Source organism: Geotalea toluenoxydans JCM 15764 (genome assembly GCF_001311985.1).
GTDB classification, from domain to species: Bacteria; Desulfobacterota; Desulfuromonadia; order Geobacterales; family Geobacteraceae; genus Geotalea; species Geotalea toluenoxydans.
Genome location: NZ_BBCJ01000007.1, coordinates 1 through 14371, shown reverse-complemented (window position 1 = coordinate 14371; position 14371 = coordinate 1). Strand labels below are relative to the sequence as shown.

At 53.5% G+C, this 14371-nt stretch carries 15 protein-coding genes and 2 pseudogenes; all 17 read right to left on the bottom strand.

The genetic code is table 11. From position 1 onward, the window contains the following. Window positions 1–13: 13 nt before the first annotated feature. Window positions 14–658: an alpha/beta hydrolase gene (locus tag JCM15764_RS05610; RefSeq protein WP_243688437.1), complete on the bottom strand. Its 645-nt coding sequence runs from the start codon at window positions 656–658 to the stop codon at window positions 14–16. A 197-nt stretch (window positions 659–855) separates the two neighbouring features. Next, window positions 856–1601: pseudogene (locus tag JCM15764_RS05605) on the bottom strand (SAM-dependent methyltransferase). A gap of 294 nt (window positions 1602–1895) precedes the next feature. Next, window positions 1896–2252, bottom strand: coding sequence for a VOC family protein (locus JCM15764_RS05600; RefSeq protein WP_054693474.1), 357 nt, complete (start codon window positions 2250–2252; stop codon window positions 1896–1898). 243 nt (window positions 2253–2495) lie between these two features. Then, window positions 2496–2717, bottom strand: a complete 222-nt coding sequence (locus JCM15764_RS05590) for a type 1 glutamine amidotransferase family protein (RefSeq protein ID WP_054693469.1) — start codon at window positions 2715–2717, stop codon at window positions 2496–2498. Window positions 2718–2843: 126 nt separating this feature from the next. Next, window positions 2844–3277, bottom strand: a pseudogene (locus tag JCM15764_RS27895) (AraC family transcriptional regulator). A gap of 112 nt (window positions 3278–3389) precedes the next feature. Continuing rightward, window positions 3390–5255: a zinc-ribbon domain-containing protein gene (locus JCM15764_RS22015; protein WP_243688436.1), complete on the bottom strand. Its 1866-nt coding sequence runs from the start codon at window positions 5253–5255 to the stop codon at window positions 3390–3392. Window positions 5256–5513: 258 nt separating this feature from the next. Then, window positions 5514–6728, bottom strand: coding sequence for an aspartyl protease family protein (locus JCM15764_RS05570; protein ID WP_054693457.1), 1215 nt, complete (start codon window positions 6726–6728; stop codon window positions 5514–5516). Window positions 6729–6780: 52 nt separating this feature from the next. Continuing rightward, window positions 6781–7794, bottom strand: coding sequence for an alpha/beta fold hydrolase (locus tag JCM15764_RS05565; protein WP_243688435.1), 1014 nt, complete (start codon window positions 7792–7794; stop codon window positions 6781–6783). Window positions 7795–8088: 294 nt separating this feature from the next. Continuing rightward, complete coding sequence (locus JCM15764_RS05560; RefSeq protein ID WP_054693452.1) at window positions 8089–9048, bottom strand: alpha/beta fold hydrolase; 960 nt, start codon at window positions 9046–9048, stop codon at window positions 8089–8091. A gap of 29 nt (window positions 9049–9077) precedes the next feature. Next, window positions 9078–9854 carry an alpha/beta hydrolase gene (locus tag JCM15764_RS05555; RefSeq protein WP_054693449.1) on the bottom strand — a complete coding sequence of 259 codons (777 nt, stop codon included), beginning with the start codon at window positions 9852–9854 and terminating at the stop codon, window positions 9078–9080. A gap of 11 nt (window positions 9855–9865) precedes the next feature. After that, window positions 9866–10033: a hypothetical protein gene (locus tag JCM15764_RS22010; protein ID WP_243688433.1), complete on the bottom strand. Its 168-nt coding sequence runs from the start codon at window positions 10031–10033 to the stop codon at window positions 9866–9868. 28 nt (window positions 10034–10061) lie between these two features. Next, the gene (locus JCM15764_RS05550; RefSeq protein ID WP_243688432.1) at window positions 10062–10514 is read right to left on the bottom strand and encodes a pyridoxamine 5'-phosphate oxidase family protein; all 453 of its coding nucleotides are present in this window, start codon (window positions 10512–10514) and stop codon (window positions 10062–10064) included. 43 nt (window positions 10515–10557) lie between these two features. Beyond that, window positions 10558–11313 (bottom strand): hypothetical protein, encoded by a 756-nt coding sequence (locus tag JCM15764_RS22005; RefSeq protein WP_243688431.1) that lies wholly within the window; start codon window positions 11311–11313, stop codon window positions 10558–10560. A 65-nt stretch (window positions 11314–11378) separates the two neighbouring features. Next, window positions 11379–11777: a hypothetical protein gene (locus JCM15764_RS22000; RefSeq protein WP_243688430.1), complete on the bottom strand. Its 399-nt coding sequence runs from the start codon at window positions 11775–11777 to the stop codon at window positions 11379–11381. 19 nt (window positions 11778–11796) lie between these two features. Further along, window positions 11797–12438 (bottom strand): outer membrane lipoprotein-sorting protein, encoded by a 642-nt coding sequence (locus tag JCM15764_RS05540; RefSeq protein ID WP_243688429.1) that lies wholly within the window; start codon window positions 12436–12438, stop codon window positions 11797–11799. Next, window positions 12357–12584: a hypothetical protein gene (locus JCM15764_RS21995; protein ID WP_243688428.1), complete on the bottom strand. Its 228-nt coding sequence runs from the start codon at window positions 12582–12584 to the stop codon at window positions 12357–12359. Before JCM15764_RS21995 ends, JCM15764_RS05540 begins: the two co-directional genes overlap by 82 nt. A 157-nt stretch (window positions 12585–12741) precedes the next feature. Next, window positions 12742–14371, bottom strand: a 1630-nt coding sequence (locus tag JCM15764_RS05535; RefSeq protein WP_243688427.1) for an ABC transporter permease, incomplete at its 5' end; no start/stop codon positions are given.

The following is a 14371-nucleotide window of genomic DNA, read 5'->3' as shown; positions in this document are numbered from 1 at the left end:
TTTTTTTGAAGCTTTAGATTCTTGATTTTGTGGTGACACATTTTATAAAACTACCCAGCTTCTTTATTATTGGTTCTCGTTCTTTATCAAAAAGCTCTGTGCCATGAGCATCCCCGGGATAAAGTAATAATTCCTTTGGCTCTCTTAATATTTCTATCATTTTACGATTATCATCAGCTCCATCATCTCTCTCAGTATTTATCAAGAGCTTCGGAATTTTTATTCGGTTTAATTCATCATTGCTATAGAAAACAGTCCCTTCATATTCAATTGGAGCTGAAATAGCAACAACTCCTACTATACTATCGTTATTCACATGACGAGCCGCTACTTTTATGGAAGCTACCCCACCCCTACTTGCACCAATAAGAACTATTTTTTTTGCACCCATATCGCAAGCAAATGAAATAACCTCCTCAAGTGTCCCTGATTGGTCATCCATTTGTTCAGTATAAGTGTATGTAAGTCCTAGATATTTGTCTGAGATCAAGTCATTGATAATTGGATTCCATTCCTTTTGATCGTTGGTGTCCATATTGGAAAAAATAATCGCGATGTCACCAGAACCATAAAAATAACCATTGACAGATTTCTTGTCTGTATTTGCTTTTGTAATCGGTATGATGAAAGGCTTTCCGCTAATCTGTTTCATTTTCATTTGTTCTCTTTGTGCTGTTGCTGTCCGACGGGCCGTGCAGTTGACCCGATCGGGCAGTCTTTCCGCCCGATCGGTGTCCAACTGCCTTGTTGGGACTTCGTCTTTTTAGCCTTCTGCCTTTTTACTTTTGTCTCGTGTCAAGGTGACCTCTTTGGGTTGACACCAGCCGTTGACGATCCGCTGGATGCGCCAACGCATCAACGCGGCATCAGCGCGAAAACACCCCAGCCTAGGTATTCACGCGTGTAAGCGGCATGGCGCTCGGGTTCTGAGGTCAGTTGGGCTCGAACATCTTTCGCTAACTCGTCGTCGGGATTGGCTTCAAGCCATCGGCGCATGGTGAGCCATTTGGCCGCCTCGTATCTGTCCCAGCCGTCTTGGTCAGCCAGAACCATTTCAACGACGTCATAGCCAAGGTGGCCGAAAGACGCGAGAAGTTCAGGAAGCATGAGAAAATCGGAGATCGAGTTGGCAAGACACCCCTTTGCAACATCTTCCGTCGGCGGTAATTGCCGCCAGTAGGGCTCGCCGATTAGGATGATCCCTCCGGTGCACAGACTCCGCGCCAGAAGCTCGATAGTGCCGGCGACTCCCCCGCCGATCCAAGTAGCCCCGACACAGGCTGCCACACCGACCTTCTCGTCAGACACGTAGCCGACAGCATCGCCATGGATGAACTCGACTCGATCGGCAACGCCAAGTTCTTCAGCGCGGAGTTTCGCTTGCTCGGTAAACAACTGGCTCATGTCGATGCCAGTGCCGATGAAACCGTGATCGCGCGCCCAGGTGCACAGCATCTCCCCCGAACCGCTGCCGAGATCAAGCACGCGGTCCCCATTTCCAGACGCAACGCCGCACCGAGAGTAGCGAACTTTTCCGGGGTGAACGGGTTATGGATACGGTGAGCACTTTCGGTGATGTTGAAGATCCGTGGAATATCCATTTTGGAAAATCTCCTTAGAGGTGTGAGTAGATTTGGTCACTGCCTAACGTGGCCGGAAACAAGTCGGGTCAGGGAAACAAGTCGGGTCAGGGAAACAAGTCGGGTCAGGATTGCATACCTGCAAAGTTGGCTGACCGGTTCTAAGTTTGCAACTTTGCAATCCTGACCCCATTTTTGCCCCATTTTTGCCCCATTGATTCTTCGACAATTTAACCTTTGTCCTAATTCGAGAATGTTCAACTTCTTTTGCAAGTGATCTCAAAAAGACAAACCTCAGCTCAGGCCGCAGGCTTTTTACAGGCAGCAGTTCATCTGCCATATCCCCAGTGTTGCCCCAGTCGGATCGGTGATGACACTGAACCAGCCACCGGAAATTTGGGTCACTTCCTTGCAAATCGTCGCCCCAAGTTTCCGGGCTTTTTCGGTGGCAGCTGCCGCATCCTCTACCTGCACGTAGGCTATCCAGTGGGACGGTAAATCTGGCTGGACTGTTTTCATCATGCCGCCACCTGTCCCTTCACCGACCTTGATCAAGGTGTAATCCATCTTCGGGATATCTTCCAATTGCCAATCGAACAGTCCGTTATAAAATTCCTTTGCCTTAGCCACATCAGTGGTCATGAGTTCCACATGCACAAACGGATTTGCCATGACTCGCTCTCCTTTCCATAAATAATGGGGTTATACTCCGAATGAAGAACTAATGAAGAATATGGGGTCGGCCCTTGAAAAGAGAATGAAGAATATGGGGTCGGCCCTTGATGAAGAATATGGGGTCGGCCCTTGGAAGAATATGGGGTCGGCCCTTGAAAAGAGAATTTTGGGCTATCGACACTACATTTTCCTTTTTCAAGGGCTGACCCCTCTGTCACTCCCCAAGGGCTGACCCCTCTGTCACTCCCTGTCTTTTGGAGAGATGCTATCGAGCGTGAGATCAGGCTCAATGCGAATACCACCGATAGTCAGAACGGAAGTGCGTTGTAACGAAACGGTTCGTACACGAAAGCTGCCTGGGTTAAGTTGGAACTGAGGGTTGTTTATCCCAGCAACGGCGTAACCCATTTCCCAATCGGACAAACTATCAAAGACAAATAGATATACATCCTGTTGTTTCATTCGAATTCTCCTAATCGATGATGCTCAATTGGTAACGGTGTCTGAATTCACCGTAAGTGCGGCTTTTCGTGCAGATCCGGTGGAATGACGGGTTGAGCCGTGCATGCTAAAGTAATTATTGAGGTATCACTTTAAAGGCAGATAAACATCCGTGATCATCTCTTCTTCCCTCACCTTTGGCCCCACATTGACATAGTGAAAAATCATGGGGAAATCGCCGACTGATTCACCGCTTTGCGGCAACCACGTCTCGTAGAGATAGACGGCGGCCTGGTTGTTCAAGCGAGACCCTACATGTCTTGCGCGGACGCATCGTTGGGCCGGAATCAACTTTGTCATGATGCCGTAGGGATTGGGGCCAACGTCTTCTTCCACGGAGAGCAGAAGTCGACATGGTGCATTGAAGCCGGCGTGTTACGTGAATCGGTGTAGTGAAGTCCATAGCTATGGTACTTCGACTGATCCAGCAGATGGTTTTCGAGCTTCCAGGCGATCAGCTTCCGCGCAGTCTCGTGTTCGAACGCTGGTGATCCGTGATGCTCTACAAAAGCAACTTTCATTTCAGGAAATGTGACTATCTCTACTTCCATGCAGTAATACCTCCTATAGCGTAGCTTAACGTGGCCGGGGTGCACCGGCGGAGCGAAGCGGCGTCCGCGTGCCGCCGCCTTGTTATACAATTCCTGATGACTCTTTCAGTTGGTCGTCAATTACTGTGACAAAAGACGTAACTCGCTGTAAAAGGATATCTATCTCTTTTGGTCGAATCACGTGGAACGCTCCAGTTTTGCTTCTTCCATTCCTATGAACAAGGTCATGACGGATAGAAATTGATCTATGCAACGCTTCAATATCCTTTGGAAAGGCTACATTTAAAACATTTTTGTATAGTAATTCTATTTTTGGTAGATTGTGCCAGACAATGTCTAGCAAATAATCAGAAACCTTCTTCTTTGTATGTTTCTTCCATTCAATGATGTCAGCAATCGCATACTTTCTTTCTCTAAATTCTGGTGTTGACGTTAATAGCTTTTCTATAAGGGTTTCGTCATTTGTGACTTTGTGGAAAAACGCATCGCATAGATAGGTTTCCATGGCAGTAATGATTGATCCGTAAACCATTCGGTAATACGGTTGCTGGAGGTATAGACGATGAGGGAGTTTTTGCTGAGATAATTGTTGAAGAAATTCTAGTGATTTGCTGAAAGTTACAAAGAAGTCTGCATTTGCTTGAGCCGACTCATACAGCTCGTCATAAAATCTTGTATAATGACTGTCTACTTCACAATGAGGACATCCAGACCGAAGAATTGTCCTGTTTTTTACAGTAGACTCCCACTCGTGGTCACCATTTATGGCACATTTCCACCAAACTTTTCTGCCGCTTGCACGGGCCACTAGCGATGGCAAAAGGTTTCCGTTTTTTGTTGGATGCCATTCTTTGGCTATTTCAGGATGTCTCTGTTGAAGGCTTTTTTCTTCAGCGATCTTGGCTTGGCCAACACCAACACAAAGGGGGCATTTTTTAATACCGCCAAGAGCTGTCCTATTGGTTACTGATGATTCCCACTCGTGTAATGGATTTTCAATGCACTGCCACCATACACGCTTTGCGCTTCCATATGAGAGATCAGATGGCTTTAGTCCGCCATTCTTAATGGGATGCCATTCTTTTGCTATTTCAGGAAATTTATCAGCTAAGGATGGGCTTCTCAAGCAGTGAGGACAACCGCGACCCTTTAGCCGGGTGTTTAAAGATGAATGCCAAGCGTGACTATGGTTCTTTGTACACTGCCACCATACTTTGATATTGCTGCCTGGTTTTACTTGATATGGTGTCAACGGGGCATTAAGAGATGGATGCCATTCTTTTGCAAGCTCTGGAAATGATGCCTCTAACGATTCATATTTCTGACTGAATAATCCCTTCGGTTTCGGGCAGTGCGGACAACCTTTGCCACGTACACGATCATGAACCCTTGATTTCCATTCATGGCCTTGGCTACAGGTCCACCAGACAACTCTATCGGAGCCATATGTTACGTCTGACGGGCTGAGTTGTCCGTTCTTCGAATGATCCCATTGAGATGCAATGTCTGGATGAGTAACCAGAAGTGAATGAGTATCAGTAAAGCATTTTTTACATTTAGTGCCGTAGGCGGTTCTATTCCTGACTTGTGCATTCCACTCATGCCCATTGCCACAAATCCACCAAATTTTCTTACTACTCACCGGGCCAACTTGATCTGGCTTCAACGCTTCATTCTTTGTTGGGTGCCATTCTGCAGCAATGTCCGGGAAAAGTGCCGCAAGCGAGCGTTCAAAAGAGATATATCTGCCCGAGCAAAATGGACAACCAATCCCCTGTACCGCTCGATGATAAATTCTAGCTTCCCACTCGTGTTGAGGGTTCTTGCTACATCTCCACCACGCTTTTTTACCTGAAGAAGAGCGTACCTTTTCAAAATCAATAATGTTTCGAGAAGGGTGCCATTCATCTCGCAATTCAGGATTTGTTACTGACAGCAATTCTCTCATATTTTTCTCGTATAACTTCCTTTGACCGGTTCACGCGCACGCGCGTGAACCGGTGATCCACCCAAATGGAACATTTATCCACATCAATCAAAACTTCACTCTTTTGTAATAGACGCCGCATTATACTCCGCCAACTTCATTAATCAAGGAAAGCTAAGACGAAAGGCCAAGTCAAACCTGCTTACCGGCAAACAAGGTCATCATCCATTTACACAGTTGTTCAACAGTATTCCGCCGGTTTAACAGAAACAGTGACTACTACTGTGCAAAGAGGAACTGCTTTTTGATAGTGAGGTTTCTCTCCCCACCGGCATTTTTTATTGCCAGGTCCACTGCATCTTTACCGTCATTGGTTTTCAAAATGGCGCGCATTTCCCCTAGCGTATAATCGGCAGCCCCCTTGCCGTTGACCATTACGATCTCGTCATTGGCGGCGACACCCGCCTGATCGGCTGGCGAACCGCTCCAGACGCCAGAAACCAGGAATTTGCCGTTGGCATCCCGCATGACGCCGATTCCTGTGGTAAAGATGTTGTCATCCTCTTTTACGCCGTTCACCGGAACCAGGAGCATCTCGCCGGCAGGGTAATTGAGCGTGACTACAAAGCGCGAAAGGAATTCCTTGCCAATGAGAGCCACATCTTTTCCTTCCGTCCCATTGGCCACCACTCTCCCGAATTCCGTACTCCCCATCCGGAAACTGTTGAGACGGGTCAGTACTTCCTTTTTGTTGTTCTCCAAAAAGCCGCCCCCCATCGCCCCTTTCCCTTCGATCATCGCTTCCTTATCCGTCTTCTTAACGATGGAAAGCGGAAGGGACAGGGGATAGTTAAGGCCGGTGTCTATGAGCGCCTTGAACGAAGCATCTCCACTTGCTGCTTCCACCATAGGGGCAAATCCCTGTTTCATGGATTGCTTGAACCTGATCAGGGTGGCTCCCGGAACTGCCTTGAGTGGTGACAGATCGCCGGAAAGGGAAACCTGCTGCCGCTGATAGTCGAACTTGACCGTAAAAAAGCGAAGAAAGTTGGAGCCGATGATGCCATCAACTTCTATGCCTGTCATTTCCCGGATCTTGGTCATATCCATGATGACAGCGGCAGTATTGGTAACGGTAATGCCGCCAATGGTGAGGCTTCCCAGCTTTGTCAGATGGCCTGTTTTCGTTCCCCCTGCACTGTCATTTGCCTTAACCTCCACATCCCTCGCCAGTCGCAGTTCGGTCGCCGTTTCTTTATCGATCATGGTCAACGCTGCGGTATCGAGAATGAATCGATACTCTTTGGCCGATCCATTGATGTGGCCTTTTACGAGAATCATATGGCCGCTGAATTCTGCAGGAAGGACCTTTTCTTCCGGGCCTGGAGATAGCGCTTCACCCCCGCGGACCAGAGAGATCGCCTGAAAGGTGGAACAGCCCGATGCGAGAAACACCAGGCAAAAAAGAAGCACCATGTTGATTTTAATTTTCACCGAATTTCTTCCCCCTTTGACTCAACGCAAGGGTCGCAATTATGTTCTGCGACTATTTTAATTTCCCACGCACCCTGGCAACGACCGAACTGACCGCTGCGGTTACCATGGCCGGACGATCAAACTGGATGTAATGTCCGGCGTCCGGAATAAGCATGTGTTGGCTGGACGATGACCAGGAAGCTTCTTCATCATGCATCCCCTTCCAGATTTCTTTGAACTGACGGCCCTGTTCCGGCGTCATTTTCATTGCAGCCAGTGCGCCCGCAGGCAACGGCGCCATGGAGGTCAGTACCACCAACGGTCGGTTGCCCAACCTGCGAAAGGTCCCCGCCTCAGCAAGGGTCTGCTCCATTGCATCGATCTCGTGGACAGCAGCCTTCAGTGACGTCGAGGCATAAGCAGTCACCGCCCGGGCTGTCTCAGGAAGCTGATTCGGCACGCCGGGAAACAGTGGCTGCAGTGCGCGAACCACACCACTCCAGGCCAAAGCTGTTCCCAACTTGCTGATAATCTTCATTGCGGAAGGTTCTGTCTCCCTGACCGCCTTGAAACGGGAGGTCTGCTCCGGATGTGAAGGATCGACGAGAACCAGCCCCGCCACATCGTTGCCGAAATACTTGGTGAAGGTCATGGCGTAGGGGCCGCCAAGGGAATGGCCCACCAGCACAAACGGCCCCTGCTCCCCTCCCCGCTCCAGGGCGGCGTGCAGATCCTCCGCAATGCTCTTGCCGTTGCGCGGAACCGGCCCAGGATCGCTCCACATGATACCTGCCCGGCTGTAGGTGCAAGCTCGTGTGGTCTCGGCAACGGCATCCTGCACGGCGGCCCAACTGAGCGAGCCGTGCATATCCAGCCCCGACTCGAACACCACGGTGGGCGACCCGGTGCCGCGACAGTCCAGTTGAATACTGCGCCCACCGATGTCCACCATTTTGCCCGGAGGAGGAAAATCTATCGCTGCCTCCCGGCGTCCCATGGCTTCGTAAACGCTGCCAATCGCAGTAACCGATACCACAACACTTGCCAGGGCAATAAGCCCCCTGAATAGCCACTTCTTCATCATGATCCCTCAATTTCTAAAAAAAACCCCCAGCGGCAACTGCCAATGGGGGGTTATGGCTATAGTTGTTCCTGCACCCCCCAAAGGTTAGGATCCACCCCAACGACGGACTCTGACCGCGTTAATGCAATTCGAAACGATAAAAGGGGAGATGACAGAAAACATGTGAAACCTTCATAAGAAAAATATAAATTTCGCGCAACCTACTCCAAAATGTTCCCATCGTCAATCTCATTTTCTCCAGCCTTAACATTGTCAATCGCAGCCCGTTGGCGGCGACGACAGGCATGTGAACTGTCAAATCCCGGCCTGCTTGCCCTGAGGCGCTGTCTCATGGAGGAATTTACGGTATGCCTCCCTTGCAACCTCGGGCTTCTCTATCATGGGACAGTGCCCGACCCCATCGATGATCTCTTTGCGGCTTCCGACGAGCTTGGTCCGGAACAGCTCCGCATTATCCACGTGCAGTATCTTGTCCTGGCTCCCCCAAAGGATCAAAGTAGGAGACTTGATGGACGAAAGGATACTCGTCTGGTCCATGTCTGCCATGAGGTCGGCGAACATCTTCTTCTCCAGGGCCCTCCGCTTGAGCTTTTCTTCCACCAGTATATCGATTATGAAACCGGGAATATAAGGAGGATCGACGAAGACGTATTTGTTCATGACATCTTCAAAATCCTTTGCGTTTTGGATCTCCAGCAGAGGATTTTTGCCGGTTGCTTTCATGGCAGTGTGAAAATCAGCAACGGTCTGTTCTGCCCCCGCCGCGGCAAACAAGCCGAGGGAGGCGACGGATTGCGGATAAAGGTAGGCATAGCGCAGGGCGATGGCGCCTCCCATGGAATTGCCCACCAGATGGGCCTTCTTTACCCCCAACGCATCAAGGAATTGTTTCAGGCGCTTTGACTGCTCGTCGATCCCGTAATTCAGACCGGAATCCTGAACGCTTTCCCCATGCCCCGGAAGATCGGGAATGATCACGCGATACTCATCGGTCAGTTCCTTCGAAAAACGGTTCCAGTTGTCTTTCTCGCCGCCAAAGCCGTGAAGCATGACGATGGGAGGCTCACTTCCGGCAGGCCCATTGGTCAGGTAGACCACCTTGCCATAGGGGAGGTTCTCCATCTTGACGGCCAGCTTTGCACTTTCACGTTCATGGTTCATGATCGACTGGAAGAGCGAACGCTTGTCGCACCCGCCGAGCCCTGCCATTACGACCAAGGCCAGCAGCACGCCGACCACCCGTTTTATAAACATAACAACCTCCTTTTTGATTGAATAGTTCGTCATATCCCTGCCGATCGGCAACCGCCGACTGCGCTATAAACAGGCACGCGCGCCGAGCCCCCTTGTTTCCAGCTGCCGGCCGACAAAGCTGCCGATGGCTTCAATGGCGCTCCTGCCTCCGGCAACTGCGGCGCATGGAGATGGAAGGCGTGCCACATCCCCTGCCAGACCTCCAGGGTGACGGCAACGCCCGCATCCTTCGCCCGCTGGGCAAGCCCGGTGGAATCGCTCAACAGGATATGGTCGCCGGCGGCCTGAATCAACAGGGGAGGCAATCCGGACAAGTCAGCGTACAAGGGGGAAAGGAGCGGATCGCAACGATCATGGGCGCCTGCATAGTGACCGGCAAAGGAAAAATGGTCGGGCCACAGACACGGATCGGCCTTGGCACGGGTCTTGACGGATTCAGCCATGCCCGTCAAATCGGCCCATGGGGTGATGCACACCGCAGCCGCAGGCATGGGCTCTCCCGAATCCCGCAGGGACAAGAGAGTCGCCAAGGCAAGGCCACCCCCGGCTGAGTCCCCGGCAATAACCAGATCGCCGGGTTGGATGCCGTTGTGCAGCAGCCAGCGGTAGGCCGCGACGCTGTCGTGAATTGCCGCCGGACAGGGATGCTCGGGCGCCAGACGATAATCGAGGACCAGGGCCCGCATGCCGCATGCCCGGGCGATCTGCGCCGCCAGGGCACGATGGGTATTGCACGACCCCATGACGTACGCACCGCCGTGGAGATACATCAGAACCTTCTCTTTGGGCGCTTCATGGGGATGCACCCACTCCGCATCTACCCCCCGGCAACAACCGTCTGAGTCCTCACGTCTTTGGGCAACGGAATCCGCTCAGCCGCATCCTCCTGCATGGCGCGCAACTTTTCCAGGGGAACGGATGGAGCGGTAAAGGGCTTGTTGTATTTCAGCTTCAATTTTTGTAATACGCTCTGCACACTTGCCATGTTTTCCCCTCCTGCCTTGTGTAAGATACTAAAAAGGCGTTACTTCCCTTATCTGCGTAATATCGAAGATCATCATCTGCTTCAGAGTGGCCTGAATTTTCCTGCCTCCCCTCGATCCGGCTACCAAGCCGAAGCGCTTCTTTAGAATGGCTTCGGTTTCCGTACTGGTCACGGGCCTGACCTCTCTCAATCGGGTATGTATCCGATATCCGAAAGATGCCCCGAACTTTCCGGTCAGAAAAAATTTGAGCCATCGGAACGGATGTTTGTTCGCGACCAGAAACACTGCTTCCGGATTTTCCTGCAAGTTCAGATAGGTCTGTCGCAACGGCCCCCGCAACAGGATTATGCTACTGTCGTCCGGCATGAAGGCACTGCCGACAGGGGCAATGTTCAGTTCCCCTTTCCTGCTGCGGGTCCCCAGGCTGACGGAAGACGATGTCGCGTGAAAAAGTTCCTTTACTCTGTTAATGCCTGACATGCTCATACCCCCTCCTCACTCTGTTTTTAGCAACCGAATCTTTTCACCAGCTCCGGCGAACGGCCATGTGCAGGCGCCTGGCCGCATCCAATGCACCGAATCCCCCCTGGCCTGATCCGTAAGGGGCCTCCCCTCCCACGGTCAGCTTCCAGACATCGGTGAGGTTGTAGGAAATTTCAGCTTTCACGAGACCGTCCCCGTGCTTCAGCCCCACACTCCAGACCGCCTTCCATTCCCCCCACTCCTCGGTGCGGGTCCAGGCGGTGATGAGCGCCGGGAGGATCGCCCGGTCGAAGAGCAGGATTTCATCCACCGGTGGATCGATGGCATTCCCCGCCAGGGTCATGAGCAGGGTCCCGTCGCCGAAGCCTTTTTCAGCGCTCAGCGCCCCGATGACCGCATTGCCCAGCTCCCTGTCACGGGAAAAGAGCCCGGCAACCTCCCCCCGGATCACCCAGGAGCCCACCACCCGCGAAAGCTCGATCCCTACCCCTTCTTCCTCCACATACCGGCGCTCCACCGGAATCACCAGCCCATCGACAGTCTCCAGAGCCTGATCAACCTGGAACTCCAGGAGAGGAGCGGGACGGATACCCGCGCGCACCCACCCCCCCACATCCCACTGGTCCAGGGTGGCCAGCACGCGAATTGCGCCGAATCCGGGCACCGGCGGCGAGCTGTCCCTTTCTTGCAGGGTCACGTTGCCGGGAATCTCCCCATTGAGCGGCGCAGTCCTGCTGCCTAGCACGGGAAGGCGCCAGGGGGTGGTGACCGGGCTGCCGACCGCTTCATAGCGCACGGAGCCCCTTTGCCCGGACAGCCGTACCGCCCAGGGGGGCAGTTTCTCATCGGCGAAGGGATCGGTCAGATCACGGGGAAGAAAGGCATCGGCCGGAGAATAACCGTCGGTCTTGCCCCAGCCAGCTGGAAGCGCCCCAGTTGCAGATCCACGTCATTGGACAGGGGCAGGCGCAACCAAAGATCCTGCACCGAAAAGGGAGGGCGGCGGATGTGCCGGTCCATTGGATCGAATAGGCGTCCCCCCCGATCATCAGTGGAAAGCCACTCCCCCCGCAGCGATGCGGTCAGTTGAGCATCTCCGATCCTCTGCTCCCATTTGTTGAACAGCGTCCCCCAGCCGTCTGCAGATGGACTGTGGCCTCCGGTCCGTTCCGGATAGACGAAGCCCTTTACCTGGCGTATCCGGAGAGCTCTCCAGCCACAGCCTGGGAAGATAGCAGCAGAAGCAACAGGATCAGGCAAATCGGGAGGGGAAACCGGTTCAATCGCCCCCCTCTCGATTAAGGTTCTGAAGGGTGAAGCGGCCCGCAGGCTGCGGCTTGTCGAAGGTTATTTCCTTTAGTATCACCGTGGTCTTGCTCCCCTTTTTAAGGTCGCTCATCTCCCACTTCTTGGCTACCCAGTGTCCCTCCACATTCTGCAGGTCGGAAAGGGTGAATATCTTGCTCGGCTGTTTGTCCCCTTTGCGGAAAAGGTCTTCCCGCAGCAGATAGAGGATGTCCTTGCGCAGATAGAGGACCTTCTTCTCGTAGACCGACTTGCCGCCGCTTTCCAACGGGATGGCCGTAATTACGTAACAGAGTTGCCCATCAACAGTCTGTTCCCCCTGCATGGCCACCTTGTATTTTTCGTGGTCGAACTCCTCCATGTCTTCGTAATTGAAGTCCGTTCCCACGAACGATGCATCCCGGTCCTGGGTGGCGATGCGTCGTTCCCGCTTCATGGAGGGGAGGTAAAGCCACTGGTCGTCATTTTGCCCTGCCGGACGGGAAAGGGAGAGGAAGCCGACCCCCTTCACCTCCGGCGGTTCGGTGAACCGGGTCAGGGTCTTGGCGTCACCGGCGTAGCCCTGCCGGTAACTTTTCCAGCCCTTTTTGCGGACTTTGCCATCCTTGTTGACCACGCAAGATTGCCGGAATACTGCTGGGTCTTCGTCCGGTGGCGGGCCTCAGACTCCTTGAGGAGTGTCCGGGCATCGGGTGCCGCCAGGGCCAGGGTGGTAGCAAGGACAGAAAGTATGAGTGCTGCAAATGGTGCTTTTATATTCATATCAGCCTCCGTAGTCGGGACATCTAAAAATCAAAGGCGAAGGGACGCGGATCCAGGCGGAAAAGGCGGATTTAATGGCTAAGCCCTGGTGATTCTCTCAAAAATCCGCTTTGATCCGCTTTTTCCGCGTCCAATTGCGTTTTGTTTGCTTTTCCTGTCATTCGTACTCTATCGCCTCTGTTATCTTCAACCGCGCCGCCTGGCGCGCCGGAACCCAGGCGGCAACCGCGGAAACGAACGGGAGGGCGACAAAAAGCTGGATCAGGATATCCCATGGATAGAGGTGGGGCATGCTCCAGCCGGTGAAGAACCGTGCCACCGCCCCCTCCATGAAGGAAGCGAAAAGATTTCCGGCAGGGATTGCCACGATGACCGCCACCAGGGAAATGACAAGCGCCTCCGCCACGACGCTCCGGACAATCTGCGACGGGATCGCCCCGAGTGCCTTCAATACGCCGATCTCCCGGGTCCGTTCCGACACTGAAATCAGAAGCGATGTGACGATGCCCAGGAACGCCACCGCCAAAGCGAGGAACAGGGTGACCTTTGTCAGGGCATGGAAGGCATCGACAGCCTTCTTGATCTCGGCAATGAACTCCTGCCGGGTCGAGATCAGGGCCGGCATCTTCCCCGCCAGCTGCGCCCGGATCAGGTTGCGGACCTGGCCCGCATCGGCTCCGGCAACCACTGACACGTCATAGATATCCACCCGGTCATCCTGCCAATGGCGCAGATAAGTCGCCCGGTCCATATAAATGGAACCCTGGTCCGAGCCAAAGTCGCGCACCACGGCGGCTATGGTAAACCGCACGGGCCCCTGGGGGGTTATCAGTTCAACTTCCTGCCCAACGCCCAGTTTAAAGCGGCTCTGAAAATTATCCGAAACGAAGCACATCCCCTGCTGGCCTACCCCCTGGCGTATGGACTGCTCATTGCCGCTGAAATATTCGTACTTGATCCGCTTCAGCACCGGCTCAACCTCGAAGGAGCTGATGACGATCTGATGCCCCTGGTACATGGGGCGGATCGTCCTCACCGATTCGACTGCCCGCACGCCCGGCACCTTCAGAAGTTCCTGCCGCAATGTTCCCGGAAAGAGGAAATCGGGGCGCGACCAGTTGGCGGACGCCCGCACGTAGAGGTCGCTGGTGAGGACATCATCCATCCACTTGACCATCGTTTCCGTCATCGATCCCATGTATCCGCCGAACCCAAGCACGAAAGTGAGTGAAAGCGCCATGGCCATGACCGTGCCGGAAGTCCTGCGGGGAGCTCCCAGTAGGGCATTGGAGCAGAGACGTCCCGCGACCGGCGACAACCCCATAAGAAGCGGGGCGAGGACGCGCAGGAGCACGCGGGAAAGCGGGCCGACGAGGAGCACCATACCGATTCCGCCGAGCGCCATCACGGAGAGGATGAGTGGGTTGCCGCCAAAAGGGGGAAAAAGGGCGATGAGCACGGCGCAGCCGAAGGCAACGGCGCCGGCTGCGATCCGGAGCGCATAGCTTCCGGCAATCTTAGCCTGGAAGGCCCCTTTGGCAAAGGCCTCGGTCGGAGAAATCCGGGAAGCGGCAAGCGCCGGATTCCAAGCCCCCACCACAGAGGCGACGACCCCTAACATCATCGCCTCCAGCACGATTCCCGGGGGAAACATGACGGAGCCTCCGGAGGAGGAGATCCCATACACCGTTTCCGTCGTCTGACCCATCATCTTGAGAAATCCTTCGGAAATCGCCCCTCCGGCCAGGCAGCCGACAGCGCCGCCGACCATGCCGATCACCAGCGCC